The sequence below is a fragment of the Colwellia sp. 20A7 genome (genome assembly GCF_009832865.1).
Lineage (GTDB): Bacteria > Pseudomonadota > Gammaproteobacteria > Enterobacterales > Alteromonadaceae > Colwellia.
In genome coordinates this window covers 2,507,642-2,526,248 of record NZ_CP047130.1, presented here as the reverse complement: position 1 = coordinate 2,526,248, position 18,607 = coordinate 2,507,642, and the positions used below count along the sequence as shown (strand labels likewise).

The window sequence follows — 18,607 nt, the reverse complement described above, 5'->3', positions numbered from 1 at the left end:
TTGTTTAATTATAAATTAATAGTGATAATGAATAATAATTACTGATTATTTTCAAGTAATTTCAACTAATTAAAATTACTTTGAAATGATTTATTATAAGTATAGGTCTCTTAAATTGCTAATACAGGGATATGACTTATCCTTAATGTACTTGTTTTGAGAATGTGACTGTTATTAACTTTTTTCATTAATAACCCTCGATGAAACAAGAAATAATATTTTAATCAGGAGTATACAAATGAAAAAAGTAAATTTAACTAAAGCTTTATTAGTTGGTGCATCAGTTGCAGCGTTAAGCACAGGTGCAATGGCAGGTCCTAATAACCAATTAACGGTTGCAGAAGGGGCATCACCAAAAGTACAAGAACAAATTACTAACTGGATAGCGGGTGACAAAGTTCGTGGACGTAAAGATAAATGTTTTGGCATTGCTTTAGCGGGTGAGAATGATTGTAAAGCAGGTGCTGGTACTAGTTGTGAGGGCACTTCAACATCAGATTTCCAAGCGAATGCGTGGACATATTCACCTAAAGGCACATGTGAATCAATTGTAACACCTAATGGCACAGGTTCACTTGAAGGTTAATAATTTACATTATTCCCAAAATAATTATCCTCAGCAAGTTATTGCTGTGGATAAATTAGGTGCCGGTTTAAGTTTAAAACCTGAACACCTTGACGATATTTTATCACTACCTGTGCAAACTTCATCCTCAAATAATAATCTTTGGTTTGAAGTACATACTGAAAATTATTTTGTTGTCGGTGGCCCTCGACTAAATTATTTGAGAGCGGTTCGTGAAAATCATAATATCAGTTTTCATGGTGTTGGTGGTTCGCTAGGCTCTGATCATAAAGCCATGACTGATCATACTAAGCAAGTGAAAACACTGATTGATGAATTTCAACCAGTGTTAGTATCTGAGCATGCGGTATGGTCTAAATCAGAGGGTAAATATTTTGCAGATTTAATGCCTTTACCTCGAACACAAGATGCATTGCAATCATTAATTGATGGTGTTGATTGTTACCAGTCAGGTATTGGTCGGTCTATTTTAATTGAAAACCCAAGTAACTATTTAGATTTTATAAGTGATATGGACGAACCTCAATTTTTAGTTGAGGCTGCTAGGAGATCAGGTTGTGGTTTGTTGATTGATATTAATAATTTATATATCAGCAGTAAAAATACAGGCATTGATGCGCTGAACTACCTAAAGCAGATACCCGCTGATCTTGTTGGAGAAATACATATTGCTGGGCATGATCCCGATCCTACCCTTGGTCAGTCACTATTAATTGACAGCCATGCAGCAGCAGTTGCACCACCAGTCTGGAAATTATTGGAACAAGCGTTAGGGTTATTTGGTCAAACACCTGTATTGGTTGAGCGAGATGCGAATATTCCGTCGTTTGCTGATCTGATGAGCGAACGTAAAACAGCTCAAGATTATTTAGACCAATGCACAGGACAAAAAAATTTAAATATGCCTCATCAAGAAATGATTCGCTAATGAGTACTACTCAATACATTGATGCTTTTACTCGCTATTTACGCCATGGTGATCTTAGTGTAATGGCACCTTTTTGTGAAAATTCATCTCATTTAGAGCGAATGGCTGTTTATCGCAACGGGTTTTATAAAGGCTGTGTTGATGCTTTAGCTGCTAATTTTCCTATGTGCGAAAAAAAGCTAGGTAGTGATGACTTTAGAAAAATGGCACGACTTTATGTTGACCATTTTCCACCAGAGCAAGGCACCTTGGTTGGATATGGAAAGAACTTTCCTGATTTTATTACAGAGCTAATTAAAGATATTGAAGTTAAAGGTAGTGAGCTTGAAGATAATGATACTTTTAGCCTGGTTGTAGCTCAGAAAAATTTTGCTAATTTATACGTTAGCTTAGCTGATATCGCACGTTTAGATTATGCGTGGTTAATGAGTTTGATGAGTGCCGATTCAAGCGAAACATTAACCATAGAGTATGTTACACACTTAATTGAGCAAGAAGTTGAGTTTACTGATCTTAAAGTAAAACTTAACCCAAGTGTGTTATTGCTGAGTGTAAGAGAAAATGCCTTTTCTGAATGGGTTTCGTTAAAAACAAATAATAATGATGCTGTGACAACTGAATCATTAGCCGATGGTTTTGTGATGTTATGGCGTTTGCAAGGTGCTGTACAAGCCCGTTTACTTTCTATTGCTGAGGTTGCACTTATGCAGGCTTTGCAAGGTACCGGTAGAACGTTGGGGGAGGCTTTTGATGCCGCTATTGCGCTAGATGAAAACTTTGAAGTAAGTGATGCTTTTACTGCTTGCTTACAAAATGAGTTATTAGAAATTAACATTAATTAAAAAAATAAATTAAAAACATAAATAATAAATAAAATAAGGAAATAGCATGACCATGATTAAAAAATTACAATTATTGTATGTACAAATGGGTGAGCAGTTATCACGGTTTCTAGAGCCTTTGGCGTTATTATCCATTCGCTTTATGGTGGCTAAGGTATTTCTCGATTCAGGGTTAAGTAAATGGGATGGCTTTTTACAATTTAATGTTGATAAATATGACCTATTTAAATATGAGTTCTTTTGTCCAGATCCAATAAGAGACGGAGCATTACTTCTTTGTGATCCTCAAACATTAGATTATGTTGATGGTTCACTTACGGTAACAATAATTGAATTACTTGCTGTTGTGGCGGGTGTTGTTGAAGTAGTACTACCAATTTTATTGATTATCGGTTTGTTTTCTCGCTTTGCAGCATTAGGCTTGATTGGTATGACAATGTTTATTCAGCTTGCGGTTTTTCCAACATTAGATCATTGGATTAATCCTGCATCTTGGTGGGCAGCTTCATTATTAGTAATTTTTGCACGAGGACCAGGCTTTTTATCAGTAGATAAATTTCTTGGCTTAGATGCTAAGCGAACAATATAGTATTAACCTTTAAATTATTTTTTAAACAAAAGTTAATGATCAAACTTAAAAATTAATGCAGATACTTGTGTTGGTTTTTTATCAATTACTATAATTTAAAAATTTTATAAGAAATACCCAATAGGGAATACTAATATATCTCAATGAATGTATGCATATTAACAAGATACTTAGCATCTGAACTTTATTTCAAATCGATTGTTATTTAATTTATAAACAGAAGGAATTTTTATGTTTGACAATTTGTCACTAGGAAAACGATTAGCGGCTGCTTTTTCTATCGTTATTATTATTTTATTAATTATGACAGCCATAGCTGTTAAGCAGATGCAATCACTCTCTAGTTACACAGAATTACTTTACAAACATCCCTTCACAGTTAGTGTTGCTATTGCAAAAGTAGAAGGCTCTATAACTGGTATGCATCGATCAATGAAAGATGTAGCACTTGCAAACTCACTAGAGCAAATTAATAGCGCGGTTGCAGATGTTGCTGACATTGAAAAAGAAGCACTGCAGTATTTTTCAGTATTAAATGAACGTTTTCTAGGTGATCAATCTGAGATAAAAGCACTTAAAGAAAATTTCATTAAGTGGAAACCAATCAGAAATGAAGTGATTGCTTTGATGAAAGAGGGTAAAAGAGTCAAAGCTAGAAAGATTACAGTAAATGAAGGTGCGGCGCATATTCGCGATTTACATAGTCGACTATTAAAGCTTGAGGATTTTGCTTCAAATAAAGCGAACGAATTTACCAAGAATTCATTAGCACAAGGTAAATCAGCAATTAATAACTTGATCATACTGGTCGCAATAGCCGTGATTTTGGCGATATTACTGAGTTGGAAGATTACTTTATCAATTTTAAAGCCTATTGGGGGCGAACCGAGAGATATAGAAATACTCACACGTAAAATTGCTGGTGGCGATTTGAGTATTAAGTTTGAACATACAGGAAAAGAGACCGGTATTTATTTAGCAATGCAACTCATGGTTGATAAACTTAAGACCATGATGAAACAAATATCAGATTCTGCTGATTCTCAGGCAACTGCCTCTGAGGAGTTAGCATCCATTTCAGTTCAAACAAAAAATAATATTTCAGAGCAAGGTCAATCAACAGAACAAATTGCAACAGCGATCAGTCAAATGCATGCTACCGCAGAAGATGTTGCTAAAAATACAAATGTTGCTGCTGAAGCAACTGAAGCTGCTCGCTTACTTGTTGATGAAGGTACTTTGAAAGCAGAGCAATCTTCGATAGGTGTGAAGGGATTAGAAACAGATCTAGACAACACATCTATTATTATCTCTGAGCTTGCTGACAACACAGAAGAGATTACTGAAATACTTGCTGTTATAAAAGGTATTTCAGATCAAACCAATTTACTGGCGCTTAATGCCGCTATTGAAGCTGCTCGTGCAGGTGAATTTGGTCGAGGTTTTTCAGTCGTTGCTGATGAGGTACGTATCTTAGCATCTAATACGCAAAAGTCGGCTGCAGAAATTGAAGAAAAAATAAGTAAAGTACAAGAAAGTGCAAAAGCTTCTGTAGAGTCAATGAAAATTGGCCGTCGTCAAGCCGGAACTATCGTATCTCAAACAATGGATGTGCAACAGGCACTAGCAGAGATAAAAAGTGCTGTTTATCAAATTATTGATATGAATTCACAAATTGCCAGTGCAGCAGAAGAACAAAGTTGTGTTGCGGCAGAGGTAGGTAAGCAAGTTGTTGAAATTAAAGAGTTGTCATACCAAACGGGTATTGGCGCTGAAGAAATTAAAATGGCAACACAAGCGCTTGCTCAGTTTGCTGTTCAGCTAAATGATCATGTAACGAAATTCAAAATTTAGACGAGCTTTATAAACGTTTTACAATTAACGAGTAATATACTGGTAGTGCACCTAGCATTGCCAGGTGAAACAGATATAGCTACATCATTTTGGACAAAGCTTGTTAAATTGTGTGGATTACCGCCAGAATGATAAAGGCGAGTGAAAAGTTAATTTTATAGAGCAGGGGATAACTTTAATAGTTGTCCTTGTTTACTGTCCGTTAAAACATAAAGGTAGCCATCAGGGCTGGTTCTTATATCTCGTATTCGTTGTTGGCGCTCAACCAACATCGTTTCTTCTTTGACCACTGAATTATCAACTAAGCTTAAACGCCTCACACTTTTTCCTGCGAGCGCGGCGATAAATAAGTTTCCTCGCCACTGTGGAAAAATGTCACCTTGATATTCAGTCATTCCTGCAGGCGCAATTGAAGGTATCCAATAGGTAACAGGTTGCTGCATACCTTTTGCTTGGGTGAATGGAGAAATTAGCGCCCCTGAATAGTCGATACCATAACTAATAGCAGGCCACCCGTAATTAAGGCCTGATTTAAGTAAGTTTAATTCATCACCGCCTTGAGGGCCATGTTCATGGAGCCAAACTTCTCCCGTTTTACTGACTAAAATAGCTTGTGGATTACGATGGCCATAGCTGTATATTTCAGGCCTTACATTATTTTGACCAACAAACGGATTGTCTTTAGGAATACTGCCATCAGTGTTAATTCTCAATACTTTCCCTAACATGCTTTCTAGGGATTGTGCTTGTTCACGAAAATTAAAGCCGTCGCCCGCTGTGATAAGAAGCGTACCATCAGGCAGAAAGGTCATTCTTGCGCCATGATGATGTGGCGTATTTCTACTTGAACCTGTAAATATCACTTTTGTTTGCTGTAATGTCATACCTTGCAATGTTGCGCTCATTACGGCTACAAAATTGTTACTGGCTGTTCCTGCACTGTATGAGATATAAAGCTTTTGATTTTTTTCAAAGTTAGGATCTAACAATATATCGAATAAACATGCGGGGCCATCGACATAAATATCAGGTAAGCCAGAAATGGCTTTTTCAAGTAGCTTACCATCTCTAATTATTCTTAAGGCGCCTATACGTTCAGTCACTAACATATCATTATTAGGCAAAAAGGCGATCGACCAAGGGTATTTCAAATTTTCGACTATCGTTGATACGTTGTATTCTTTGTTTTGTGTTTCCGCACAAGTAATAGCACTGGTAATCAACATAAAGAAGCTCATGTAGAGTTTTTTTATTGTAAGGGTATTATTGTTCATTATTATTTCCCAAGTAACTAGGTTTAGCAGCAGAATGTGATGTTAAAAAGGCAAATAGCCATGCAGAAATGATACAGCAGCAAGTCGTTAAAAAGAGTCCTAGAGGCGTTCGTGCCGAGGCGATTGGCGTTAATCCCATAAAGTATTGGATAAGATACATAGTTATAGGAAAAGAAGTCATGCCAACGGCAATATACCAAATAGCTCTGTTTCCCCCAATAAGTTGATGAGCGTACCTCGCAATAATAAAACCAACTAAAAAACCAATTGAAATTAATAGATATAAAGCAGGCGCTAGTCCGAGTAAATCTTGAATAGTGGCATTAAAACGTACTTCGGTGGAAATACTAAGCCCAAATGATTGCACGTCAGCTAAGATTATTTGGGTAGAAACAATACACACAAGCAGAGTGGCTATCAAGGTAGTAAAAATAAATGGCACAATGGTTTTTAACATAAATAGGCCTTTAATGAATTGAGTGATTAGGTACACAATAATGCTTAAGTTGTTAAACATACACTGCTTATGATGGTATTAGAACAGTCTTACAGGAAAGTTTTAGAATGAAGTTATAATTGTAGTGACATAGTTAAATATTTATTTTAATTGAAATTTTTTTAGGTAAAACAAGTTCATCTATTTATCACATCATTTTCACTTAGCTTAAGTATTTTAATTTTTATATAAAAATAAGTATTGTAGTGCTAATTATTTAAATAGGGTCTACTGTTATAGCTATCTATATCTAGTTTATGTACAAGCTTTGAAAACACTGAGTAACTAAGTGGGTATTAGCGAAATACTGTTAATATATTTAATTATAGCTTAGTATTCAAAGAGTCAGCGCAAAATTATTCTTCATGTAAATACTTGTTGAGTAGCATTATTGATTTTGTGACGCGAGATGATTGAGTTTATCCCAAGGTATCAGTCATTGAATTCAATCAGTATTTAGGCACATAAAAGTTATTATGAATAAAATTAAAACTTTTTCTGAAAGAGTACTTCGTATTACGCGAACGACTGCATTAAGTATTGCTGTTCTAACCGTAGGTCTCTCATTAACAATCTTAGAATGGCAGAACGCAGTGGAAACGATTCTTTTGGAAGATCAACTGCGTTTTGAACAAGAAACTGATAAGAGCTTATTAAATATACAAAAGCAGATGGAAACATATCAGCAAGTACTTAGAGGTATAAAAGGGCTGTTTCTTGCTTCAGATAAAGTCAATCGAAATGAATTTAAAGTTTACACTGAAGAGCTTGCATTAGAGCAGAATTATCCAGGAATATTAGGTGTAGGATTTGCTCTTTCTATTGCACCCGATGAACGGGCAGATCATATAGCAAGTATTCGTGCAGAAGGGTTTCCCGATTATGTTATGTCGCCCAAAGGAGAGCGAGAAGAATATACTTCCATTGTATACCTTGAACCATTTAGTGGAAATAATTTGAATGCATTTGGGTTTGATATGTATTCAGAAAAAGTCAGACGAGCAGCAATGGATAAGTCTAGAGTGAGTAATAAACTAGCGCTTTCAGGCAAAGTAAGTTTGGTACAAGATGTCGAACGAGGTCCTATCTCAGGCGTCTTGTTATACCTTCCTGTTCACCATAATAATGACGGGCAGGTTGGTGTAACCTCAAAAAAATTATATGGATGGGTTTATGCTCCGTTTAGTATGGATATACTGATGGAGGGTATTTTATCCGATAAACTAAAGATTAATTTAAATATATATGATGGCACGGCCATAAATAAAAAGACGCAACTATATTCTTCAATGCAAAGTGAGCAAGAATTTGAGGAGATGGCTTTTCAGCACACGGAGCAACTAGTTATTGCTCAGCGAACATGGACTGTTGTATTTTCGGCAAACGATGACTTCGCTCAATCTCATGTGAATACTGAGGGGTTGGCTGTTTTGTTGTTAGGGAGTTTATTTTCAATATTGATAACATTAGTTGTTTGGTCTTTATCTACTAGTAAAAATAGAGCTGAAGCAAGAGCCGAGTTCATGAATAAAGAGCTATCTGAAACAGAGTTTCGATGGAAGTCGGCATTGTCTGGTGCCGAACATGGTGTTTGGGATTGGAACAACCTTACTAATAGTGTCACTTTCGATACTAAATGGAAGTCCATGCTTGGCTATGCTGACGATGAAATTAAAAATGAATTTTCAGAATGGAAACGCTTACTTCATCCGGAAGATTGGGAACGTGCTGAAGTAGCAATTGCAAATTTTGTTAGTGGTAAAACGAATATTTATAATCTAGAGCAAAGGCTTCAAGCGAAAGATGGTAAGTGGATATGGATTCTTTGTCGAGGAGACGCGGTTAGTTGGACTGACGATGGGCGTGTTGCCCGTAGTATAGGAACTCATACCGATATTACTGAACAGAAAAAATTAGAACTAGCTCTTACCGAAAGTCATCTACGCTTTCGAGGTGCATTTGAAACAGCAGCAATGGGCATTGCATTAGTGGGGCTAAAAGGTGAATGGATTGAAGTGAATTCGTCTTTGCTTAATATGTTGCAATACAGTGAGGAGGAGCTTCTTAAGTTAACTTTTCAAGATATTACTCACCCGGAAGATCTTAACCTAGACCTAGAACATTTAACGGAATTGTTGACCGGAAAAATAAAAAGCTATCAAATGGAAAAACGTTATTTTTGTAAAGATGGCTCTACTGTTTGGGTTTTCCTTAGTGTTTCTATGGTGGTAGATACTAAGGGGGAACCTGTTCACTTTGTTTCTCAAATAGAAAATATCACTGTTCGTAAGGAGCTTCAAAAACAAATATTACATCAAGCCAGTCATGACGAGCTAACAGGGTTACCTAACCGCCGCTTCTTAAAAGAACGATTAACGCGCACCTTTGATTTGAGTCGTCGATACAGGCGAGCGTTTGCAGTTATGTATATTGATGTTGATCATTTTAAACAAGTAAATGACGAGTATGGTCATGATGTAGGCGATGAATTACTTATATGGCTTACTGAAAAACTAAGTAATTGCTTAAGGGCAACTGACACCTTAGCACGTCAAGGTGGAGATGAATTTGTATTAATATTATCAGAAATAAAATCACCGAGTGACGCTTCTTTAATAGCAAAAAATATTTTTAAAGCGCTTAAAGAGGAATTCTCCTATGGCACTTTTCAAAAACAAGTATCTGTTAGTGTTGGTATTGCAATTTCAGAACCAGAGAGTAGCGACTCAATTGAAGATTTATTGAGGAAGGCAGATATTGCCCTATACCAAGTTAAACGTGCAGGGCGTAATAATTTTAAGCATTATAAAGAGGATGATAGCGTTTGAGCATAAAATATTAAATCAGTATTAAATTAGTATTAAATGGTGATGGTTTATCTGTTAATTTATCTATACTATTGGGCGCTTTTATATAACGCGGAATTTATATGACTTTAGAACAAGCTTTATTGGTAATAGCGAATGTACAGGGTAACGAACTACCCGTTGAAGCACTTGAAACAATTAAAAGCCATTGGTTAGTATTTTATCCTGATTTAGAACGGTTAATGGATCAATTTATTGCGGATGATACTTCTCTTACTGAAGAACAAAATTCTATTTTATTTTTTGGTACATTTCTACTAGCAGAATTAAAATATTATCCTGCGTTATCAAAATGTTTACAGCTTTTTTCACGCAGTGATACGTTTTTAACATCTATAGAAGGTGTTTTTGGTGATGCACTTACAGAATTAACCCCTAGTTTATTTTATAATGTTGCTAATGGCGAAACACAAGCGTTGTCTGACTATATTGCTGATGGTCATCAAGCGATGTATTGCAAAGCATCTGCCATGGAAGCGGTATTTGCTCAATACGAACTGACTATCATTGATAAAACAGAACTCAGTAAGCATGTTTCTCGCTGGTTAGCGTCATTTTTAGCGGTACCTGGTTCAATTAATAGTTTCTTAATTAGTGCATTAGCAGATTCCTGTATTGAATACCAATTAGATCATTTTAAAGAGCAGTTTATAGGCTTGTGCGATCAAAGCTTGACCGATCAAAGCTTGACCGATCAAAGCATATTTGATGAACAGCGTTTTACACAAACCGAAGTCAATGCTTGGCATAAATCTAAGTCACTGAGTTTAATTGCTTCGGGTACTATTCAAACAGAGTTTAATTTAGTTGAGACCTTACAATCTTGGATTGAGGATGACAATGAAAGCTCAGAAGATTTACTTCTTGAAAATGATGATCTGGATATATTTGATTCACTAATGGGAGAGGGCGGTTTATTGTCTAATATATTGTACGACGAACAAACAATTATAGACAACAGTGTGCCAATTAGTTCATTACCTTCTGTTGGTCGTAATGACCCTTGTCTGTGTGGCAGTGGTAAAAAATATAAAAAGTGCTGCTTAAAATAAACGAGTAGATAAAATGAAAATATTTTTACTTACTCATGAACGTGAATTGCGCAGAGCCACAAACACGGGCGCTATTGCGATACAAAACGCTCACAATATTGTTGAACGGATACTTTGGGAAAGACTATCTCCTAATGACATGCTTACGCAACTAATCAATAATAATGAAGCGATCTTATTATATTCTAAGCAAGCGATATCACTGTCAGAACCTCCCTCAACAGTATATTTATCTGCAATACCTATAAATATTGAAGACTATGAAAATATCATTATTATTGATGCTACGTGGCAGGAATCTAAAAAAATTTTCAATCAAAGTCCCTATTTAAAAAAAGCCCCGCAATTCACCTTGAAAACCACACATGATTCGTTATACAAACTTAGAGCGAATCAACCTAAGGGGGGATTATGCACTATTGAATGCATAATCGAAGTTTTAAAACTGAAAGAAAAGTATAAATTGGCAGCAGAGTTATCATTGAAATTTAACCTATTTAATTGCTAAAAGAGCCAAATCAATTTGGAATAACAATGCGAACCCAAAATAAGGTTACTGAATAATCTCACTAATCACCGTATAATCACCGCTATATTATCAAAAGTAGTCAATATTAAGAATGACAGAGCAAAAACATCACCCAGAACTCAACGTTACGCAAATTCATTTAACGGACGATAATTTTTCACTGTCATCAATGCCTGAGTCTATAAAAATTGAGCCAGTAAAACCTGAGACAACAAAGTCTAGTTTAATAGATCAAGCATCTCCTAAAATTGTACTGGCGACCCTTAATGCCCGTTATTTTCATACCAGCTTTGGACTGCGATACCTCTATGCTAACTTAAAAGAATTACAGCAATACTGTGAAATTAAAGAGTTTATTATTCAAACGCGGGCGATGGATATTGTTGAACAAATCTTAGCGTCAAAACCCGATATTGTTGGTTTTGGTGTTTATATTTGGAATATTGTTGAAACGACTGATGTTGTTAGTTTATTAAAAGTGATTGCACCTGAAATTAAAATTATTTTAGGTGGTCCAGAAGTCAGTTATGAAACTGAGCAGCAAGCCATAGTCCAATGTGCTGATTATGTGTTAACCGGGCCGGCAGATTTAAGCTTTTATCAACTCTGTAAAGATCTGATCAATAATACGCCACCAGATAAAAAAATAGTGCATTCTAAACCTGTCGAACTAAAAGACTTAGCGTCGCCTTATGAGTATTACACCGATGAAGATTTAACTCATCGTCTGCTTTACGTTGAAGCGTCGCGAGGTTGTCCGTTTAAATGTGAATTTTGTTTATCGTCTTTAGATAAAACATCGGTACCGTTTGAAATAACACAATTTTTAGCGCAAATGGAAATTCTATATAACCGCGGTGCACGAAATTTTAAATTTATTGATAGAACCTTTAACTTAAACATTAATACCACTATGCATATTATGCAGTTCTTTTTAGATCGCATGACTGACGACTTGTATTTACATTTTGAAGTAGTGCCTGATCATCTTCCTAGAAAACTAAAAGAGCAACTAGCGTTATTTCCTAAGGGTAGTTTACAATTTGAAATTGGCATACAAACGTTTAATGTTGAGGTACAAAAGAATATCAGCCGTAAACAAAATAATGCTAAATCAAAAGAAAATTTACTTTGGTTAAAAGATAATACCCATGCACATATTCATGCGGATCTTATTTTTGGTTTACCGGGGGAAACTTTTGATAGTTTTAAAGATAGTTTTAACCAGCTGTACCATTGTCGACCACACGAAATTCAAATGGGTATTTTAAAACGTTTGAAGGGCAGTCCTATTATCCGACATACAGAAGCGTTTGATTTACGCTTTAACCCTTTGCCACCGTTTAATATATTAAGTACCGACAGGGTGAGTTTCACTACTATGCAACGTATTAATCGCTTTGCTCGATATTGGGATATGATTGGTAATTCAGGGCGTTTCAAATACTCGTTGCCACATATATTGTCTGATGAGCCGTTTGATGATTTTATGGCCATTGCGGAATGGATTTTTAATAAAACAGGGCAGATTCATAAAATCAATTTGAAAAAACTGTTTGAGCTAATTTCGCAAGCGGTGGAATCCTTATACCCAGAGAAACATGCATTAGTTATTGAAAAAATTGAACAAGATTACGAAGCTGCTAAATTAAAAAGCCTCTTCAGTGGACTGAATCTTTACGCTGTTTCAAAAGATGATTCAAAGAAATTAGAAACAACAACTAAAAATAAAGCACTTAAGCGTCAACAACAACATATGAGCTAGTGTTTTTCTTGGTTTGATAACGCAATATTGACTAGAATTCTATAATTTATATCAGTTGAGTAATATCAGTTGCATTAATATGCTAGAATTTTATCAAATAGATAATCTTAGCAATACATTCAATATTATTTTACAAAGGTTAAATATGACTGATTCATTTATTCATATAGTTTGCTCGCATTGTAGTACAAAAAATCGTCTCGCTAAATCAAAGCTTAACGATAAGCCCGCATGTGGAAAATGTGGGAAGCCTGTGCTCTCAATAAATCCTGTTGTCGGTAGTGATACAAACTTTAATCGTTATATTACACATAATGATTTACCCGTTATTGTAGATTTTTGGGCTTCATGGTGCGGACCATGTAAACAGTTTGCACCGACATTTGAGCAGATGGCAGGTGATATGTATACCCAGGCTTGTTTTTTAAAGTTAGATACCGAGCAAAATCAAAGTACAGCAGGTAGTTATAATATTCGTTCTATCCCCACTTTAATGATTTTTCATCATGGAAAAGAAATTACCCGTTTGTCAGGTGCTTTACCTAAAGCACAATTTAAACAATGGTTAATTGAGAACTTACCCACAGTGTGAGTTTTAACTAACATCCCTTGTGCTTATAAAAAGCAAAGGAATGTTAGTTGCGATGAAACTAAGGATAGCTACTAAAAAAAATAGTAATATTGATTTAGGTGCTTAACTAATTCAAGTACCTAATTGAGATGGTTTTACTCTGCTAATAATGAGATAAAGAAGCTCATTTCTAAAGCCACTTCTCTTAGGCGTTTAAAGCGACCAGAAGCACCACCATGGCCTGCATCCATATCGGTTTTAAATAATAATACATTATCATCTGTTTTCAGCTCTCTCATTTTCGCCACCCACTTCATTGGTTCAAAGTACTGAACTTGTGAATCATGTAACCCTGTTGTTACCAGTATATTGGGATAGTGCTGTGCCGTTATATTATCAATAGGTGAATAAGCCAAAATATTTTTGTAGGCTTGTTCTTCGTTGGGGTTACCCCATTCGTCATATTCATTGGTAGTGAGTGGAATAGTTTCATCAAGCATGGTTGTTAATACATCTAAAAAGGGGACATGCGCGCCAATACCTAAATATAATTCAGGTGCTTGGTTTACTATTGCCCCCATTAATAGGCCGCCAGCGCTACCACCTGAGGCGAATATTTTATCTTTAGCGCCATAACCCGCCGTTACTAATGCTTTGGTAACATCAATAAAATCATTGAAGGTATTTTGTTTATGCGCCATTTTCCCTGTTTCATACCACTGTCTGCCTAACATTTCTGATCCGCGAATATGCGCGATAACGTAGACAAAGCCTCGGTCTAATAAGCTTAATGTTGGGCTAGAAAAATTAGGATCGATAGTAATACCATAAGCACCATACCCATATTGTAGTAGTGAATTAGTACCGTCTTTTTTAAACATATCAGTACGATATACAATTGATACGGGTACTTCTGCTCCGTCACGAGCTGTAATAAACAGGCGCTCTGATTGATAATCTTCTTTATTAAAATCACCAATCACTTTCTGTTGCTTAAGTAGTTTTCGCTCACCTGTTGCTAAGTCAAATTCAAATAAAGATCCGGGTGTTGTTAAGCTTGAATAATATAGTCGAGCCACTGTACTTTCTGGCTCTGGATTATCACCTAAACAAGCAAAATAACAGGGGTCATCAAATGATAAGGGATATTGATGACCTGACTTTTCACCCTTAATAGTGTGAACAATAAACCGAATTTGGCCATTTTCTCGTTCGGTGATTACAATAAAGTTATGAAATAATTCAATCCCTTCTAATAATACGTTTTCTCTATGAGGGATGACTTCCTGCCAATGATTTATATCATTAATTTTATCGGCAGCAACTTTCATCAACCTAAAGTTTTTAGCGTGATCGTTACTGACAATATAAAAATATTCACCCATTTTATCAGCGTGATATTCATGTTGTTCTTGATAAGGCAATAATTCGGTAAACTCACCATTTGGTTCGTTCGCATCGAGTAATAGATAGTGAGTAGACTCAGTGGCGTGCAGACAGATATACAGTTGTGAATCGTCTCTACTTTTATCTAAACTCATATAAAAACTGTGATCTTCTTCTTCATAAACAAGAATATCGTCAGATTGTGGTGTGCCTAACTTATGACGGAATACTTGTGTACCCAGTAAGGTTTCCAGATCTTTCTTTACATAGAAAACGGTTTGGTTATCGTTAGCCCAAACGATCTGTCCTTCAGTTTCAACAAGAACATCTGTTAAATATGGGTTTTCAACGTCTGATGGCTTAGTTAAATCTTTAAAGTGAATAGTATAAATACGACGACTGTCAGTATCTTCAGATACCGACAATATTTGGTCATTGGGGCTGATAGATAGATCACCTAAATCATAAAACTCATGATCTTTAGCTCTTTCATTCACGTCTAGTAATAGGTGTTTGTTTTCACCTGAAAAACTCGTTGATCGGTAATGACTTGAGAATTCTTGCTCACCATGAATTTCGCTGTGATACCAATATTTTCCATCTTTTGCAGGCACAGTATTATCATCTTTTACCACACGAGCTTTTAATTCTTCAAAAAGTGACTCTTGTAATGGTTTTTGATCTGCCAGCATAGCATCAGCATAACTATTTTCACTTTCAAGGTGTGCCAAAATACTTTCATCACTGCGTTGATCATCTCGCATCCAATAATAATTATCGACTCGTTGATGATTATGATTTTCCATTTTATGTGGGATTTTCTTAGCTATTGGCGCGGCAATGTTTTTGTTTGATTTAAGTAAAATTTTTGGCACTAAGTGCTCCTATGCTATTAACCTGAACTCTGGTTGAGTAATCTTGTATTGATAATTTAAAACTAATAGGTAAGTCTATATATATTTTACAAACTAAGCTTTAATTTTTTCAATAAGTGTTTGAATGATTTTAGAATCTTTAACGATAAACAACAGAATACACAGCTTTTTTGACATAACTACAGTGAATGTTAAAGATATATTTTAGATCAATTAATTCATGTTTTTTTTATGCTACAAATAACTATTGGTTTTACCTTATTCACTAAAGGAGAGTTTTTATGAGTACATCATTTTATATGCCAGCGTTAAATGTTATGGGTAGTGGTTGTTTAGTCGAGGCTATTAACTATATAAAAGATCAAGGGTTTAAACAGGGCTTAATTGTTAGCGATAGCGTATTAAACCAAATAGGTGTGGTAAAAAAATTCACAGATTTGCTCGATAAAGAACAAATATCGAGTGTTGTTTTTGATCAAGTACATCCTAATCCGACAGTCAGTAATGTTAATGATGGATTAGCAATGCTTAAACAAAATGATTGTGATTTTGTCGTTTCGTTAGGTGGAGGGTCTCCACATGATTGTGCTAAAGGCATTGCATTAGTTGCGAGCAATGGTGGTGAAATAGCCGATTACGAAGGCGTCGATGTATCTAAAAAACCTCAGCTACCGTTAATTGCGATTAATACTACCGCTGGCACTGCATCAGAAATGACTCGCTTTGTTATTATCACAGATGAGACGCGTCATGTAAAAATGGCAATTGTTGATAAACACGCTACGCCAATCTTATCGGTAAACGATCCTTCTCTTATGGTCGGTATGCCAGCATCATTAACTGCTGCAACAGGTATGGATGCTTTAACACATGCCATTGAAGCTTATGTTTCTACAGGCGCAACACCAATCACTGATGCTGTTGCTCTTAAAGCAATTGAGCTTATTCAAGCAAACTTACCAACAGCAGTGGAAAATGGCGAAAATATTGAAGCAAGAGAACAAATGGCTTACGCTCAGTTTATGGCAGGTATGGCATTTAATAACGCTTCATTAGGCTATGTTCATGCGATGGCTCACCAATTAGGTGGTTTTTATGATTTACCTCATGGCGTTTGTAATGCAGTTTTATTACCACATGTACAACGCTACAATGCAAAGGTATGCCCTGAACGTTTGAAAGATATTGCTAACAGTATGGGGGTAAATGTACGAGATATGTCTGTAGAAGAAGGCGCAAACGCTGCTATTAGTGCTATTGAAACATTAAGCCAAAAAGTAGGTATTCCGGCTGGTTTAACAGAGCTTGGTGCGAAAGACGGTGATATAAATTTACTCGCTGAAAACGCGTTAAAAGATGTCTGTAGCTTAACTAACCCTAGACAAGCAAGCCACGAAGAAATTTGTAATATTTTCCGTGCGGCCATGTAGAGCTGATAGGCAGAATGAGTGATTTTTAATTCTGTTTGATCAGAGTTTAGCCAACGTTTACCTAAACTGTAAACAAAACACTAACTGAGTAAGTATTTATATTTACTCAGTTAAAAAGTTTGACCTGTTTATTACGCTTACGTGAGTAAAGGTTCTTTACACTTTTTTGTTTTTTCTCTGGTAACAAAGTAACAAATTAGTGAACCTAGTGTGACTAAAAAAACACCTTGCCAGAATGATTTACTGAGCGTAATAGATAAATAAAAAGATGAAATAATGGTAGAAAACACCGGTGTAAAATAAGACATTGTACCTAATAACATTAAGTTACCGCCTATAATTGCTTTATTCCACAAAGCATACCCACTACCAATAACAATGCCAGCAATTAACAGAGTGACAGTAGAGCTCATTGAGAAGGTTAATGGCGGCTCGTCACTAAAAGCATACTGAACCCATAATGTAATCGCCGTTGCTGTAAAAAATAAAGTGATAGCATTTTTACCATTACTCAGTTTTTGGGTGAGTATGCAGTAAACAGCCCAGATAAATGCCGCTGAAAAAGCCATTAAATACGTTATTGGGTTATCAGAAAAATTATTCATTAAAACAGCAACTGAAACATCATTATCGCCAGTTATACACCATGCGACACCAACAAAAGCAATTAAGACACTGGGATAAACCCAGAGACTTACTTTTTTACGGCCTGAAAATACTGTTAATAATATGGTGATAGCAGGCCATAAATAATTAATAACAGCCATTTCCATTGCTTGATGTCTGGTATTCGCCATCCCCAAAGATAAGGCAAGGCAAACTTCATAAGATACAAATAATATAGCGCCAATAATAAGGTAACGGGGTGGGAAATCGTTAAGTTTTGGTAAACCCATTACTAAAATTAAAAAGAGGGCACTGATGGAGTACATCATCGCTGCACCACCTATGGGACTAAAAAGCTCAGATACGTCCCTTATAAGTGCAACAAGGCAGCTCCAAAGTAATATTGCAGCGACTCCAAAGAGCGTATATTTATTTTTGGTGACAAATTCCATCATAAACCTAAAGCTGTACTTAATCATTGCACGGTAAACTAACAGTAATTATTTGTTTAAACAATCGAGGTTATACGTTATTTGTAAAATAATATGATTTTATTTTCCTCGTTTAACTATCTAAAATATTGGAATATTGGAATATTTTAGTCTTTTATCAATATTTCAAGAAAGATTTGTGTCTGTAATTTAAGCTATAAAAGCAGTTTGTCAGGTTATTTTACATAAATCCTATAATACGCGGAGCATGAAAGTGAATTAAATATTTTTTTTATCGTATTTTGTGTTTTTAATTTCCTTGAGTTGTGTTTTTCGCTATATAACTTGGATTTGCTTGTTTTATACTCATTTAGTATAAGTTATAAGTGTAAAATTTTTTTACACTTGATTTACGTATATATAATTTTGTTACATTTTAATTACTTTAGCGTGACATATTCCATTGTTTTGCAACAAAGGCATTGTTATTGCTTCATTTTATTATCGCTAATTACCTTGATATGAA

The 18,607-nt window shown here is 35.5% G+C and carries 15 protein-coding genes; 11 read left to right on the top strand and 4 right to left on the bottom strand.

The genetic code is table 11. The features are described from left to right. The first annotated feature begins 238 nt into the window (after window positions 1–238). The 5 genes from GQS55_RS10965 (at window position 239) to GQS55_RS10945 (ending at window position 4,799) form a co-directional block, all read left to right on the top strand. Window positions 239–586: a BufA1 family periplasmic bufferin-type metallophore gene (locus GQS55_RS10965; protein ID WP_159820547.1), complete on the top strand. Its 348-nt coding sequence runs from the start codon at window positions 239–241 to the stop codon at window positions 584–586. Further along, on the top strand, window positions 561–1,514 hold the full coding sequence (bufB, locus tag GQS55_RS10960; RefSeq protein WP_159820545.1) for an MNIO family bufferin maturase: 954 nt from the start codon (window positions 561–563) through the stop codon (window positions 1,512–1,514). The genes GQS55_RS10965 and bufB overlap by 26 nt, the downstream gene beginning before the upstream one ends. Further along, complete coding sequence (locus GQS55_RS10955; protein WP_159820543.1) at window positions 1,514–2,356, top strand: HvfC/BufC N-terminal domain-containing protein; 843 nt, start codon at window positions 1,514–1,516, stop codon at window positions 2,354–2,356. Before bufB ends, GQS55_RS10955 begins: the two co-directional genes overlap by 1 nt. Window positions 2,357–2,402: 46 nt before the next feature. Then, window positions 2,403–2,945, top strand: a complete 543-nt coding sequence (locus GQS55_RS10950; RefSeq protein ID WP_159820541.1) for a DoxX family protein — start codon at window positions 2,403–2,405, stop codon at window positions 2,943–2,945. Window positions 2,946–3,176: 231 nt separating this feature from the next. After that, on the top strand, window positions 3,177–4,799 hold the full coding sequence (locus tag GQS55_RS10945; RefSeq protein WP_159820539.1) for a methyl-accepting chemotaxis protein: 1,623 nt from the start codon (window positions 3,177–3,179) through the stop codon (window positions 4,797–4,799). 155 nt (window positions 4,800–4,954) lie between these two features. On the opposite strand, the gene GQS55_RS10940 is transcribed toward GQS55_RS10945, so the two are convergent. Together GQS55_RS10940 and GQS55_RS10935 are read right to left on the bottom strand one after the other, a co-directional pair. Beyond that, window positions 4,955–6,073, bottom strand: a complete 1,119-nt coding sequence (locus tag GQS55_RS10940) for a PQQ-dependent sugar dehydrogenase (RefSeq protein WP_201294506.1) — start codon at window positions 6,071–6,073, stop codon at window positions 4,955–4,957. Next, complete coding sequence (locus tag GQS55_RS10935; RefSeq protein ID WP_159820537.1) at window positions 6,063–6,530, bottom strand: hypothetical protein; 468 nt, start codon at window positions 6,528–6,530, stop codon at window positions 6,063–6,065. Before GQS55_RS10935 ends, GQS55_RS10940 begins: the two co-directional genes overlap by 11 nt. Before the next feature lie 515 nt (window positions 6,531–7,045). Here GQS55_RS10935 and GQS55_RS10930 point away from each other — a divergent pair. From GQS55_RS10930 to trxC, 5 genes are all read left to right on the top strand, one after another. Next, on the top strand, window positions 7,046–9,397 hold the full coding sequence (locus tag GQS55_RS10930) for a sensor domain-containing diguanylate cyclase (RefSeq protein WP_159820535.1): 2,352 nt from the start codon (window positions 7,046–7,048) through the stop codon (window positions 9,395–9,397). 101 nt (window positions 9,398–9,498) lie between these two features. Beyond that, window positions 9,499–10,488 carry a DUF1186 domain-containing protein gene (locus GQS55_RS10925; RefSeq protein WP_159820533.1) on the top strand — a complete coding sequence of 330 codons (990 nt, stop codon included), beginning with the start codon at window positions 9,499–9,501 and terminating at the stop codon, window positions 10,486–10,488. A 13-nt stretch (window positions 10,489–10,501) separates the two neighbouring features. After that, window positions 10,502–10,996, top strand: coding sequence for a tRNA-uridine aminocarboxypropyltransferase (locus GQS55_RS10920; RefSeq protein ID WP_159820531.1), 495 nt, complete (start codon window positions 10,502–10,504; stop codon window positions 10,994–10,996). Window positions 10,997–11,108: 112 nt separating this feature from the next. After that, a complete protein-coding gene (locus GQS55_RS10915) occupies window positions 11,109–12,782 on the top strand; it encodes a B12-binding domain-containing radical SAM protein (RefSeq protein WP_159820529.1) in 1,674 nt (557 codons plus the stop codon). 79 nt (window positions 12,783–12,861) lie between these two features. After that, a complete protein-coding gene (trxC, locus tag GQS55_RS10910; RefSeq protein WP_328698813.1) occupies window positions 12,862–13,374 on the top strand; it encodes a thioredoxin TrxC in 513 nt (170 codons plus the stop codon). A gap of 134 nt (window positions 13,375–13,508) precedes the next feature. On the opposite strand, the gene GQS55_RS10905 is transcribed toward trxC, so the two are convergent. Beyond that, a complete protein-coding gene (locus GQS55_RS10905) occupies window positions 13,509–15,614 on the bottom strand; it encodes a S9 family peptidase (RefSeq protein WP_268892394.1) in 2,106 nt (701 codons plus the stop codon). Between the two features lie 281 nt (window positions 15,615–15,895). Here GQS55_RS10905 and yiaY point away from each other — a divergent pair, with 281 nt between their 5' ends. Next, window positions 15,896–17,044: an L-threonine dehydrogenase gene (gene yiaY / locus GQS55_RS10900; protein ID WP_159820525.1), complete on the top strand. Its 1,149-nt coding sequence runs from the start codon at window positions 15,896–15,898 to the stop codon at window positions 17,042–17,044. 137 nt (window positions 17,045–17,181) lie between these two features. Here yiaY and yddG read toward each other — a convergent pair whose 3' ends face one another. Continuing rightward, window positions 17,182–18,102 carry an aromatic amino acid DMT transporter YddG gene (gene yddG / locus GQS55_RS10895; RefSeq protein WP_159820523.1) on the bottom strand — a complete coding sequence of 307 codons (921 nt, stop codon included), beginning with the start codon at window positions 18,100–18,102 and terminating at the stop codon, window positions 17,182–17,184. Between the last annotated feature and the right edge of the window lie 505 nt (window positions 18,103–18,607).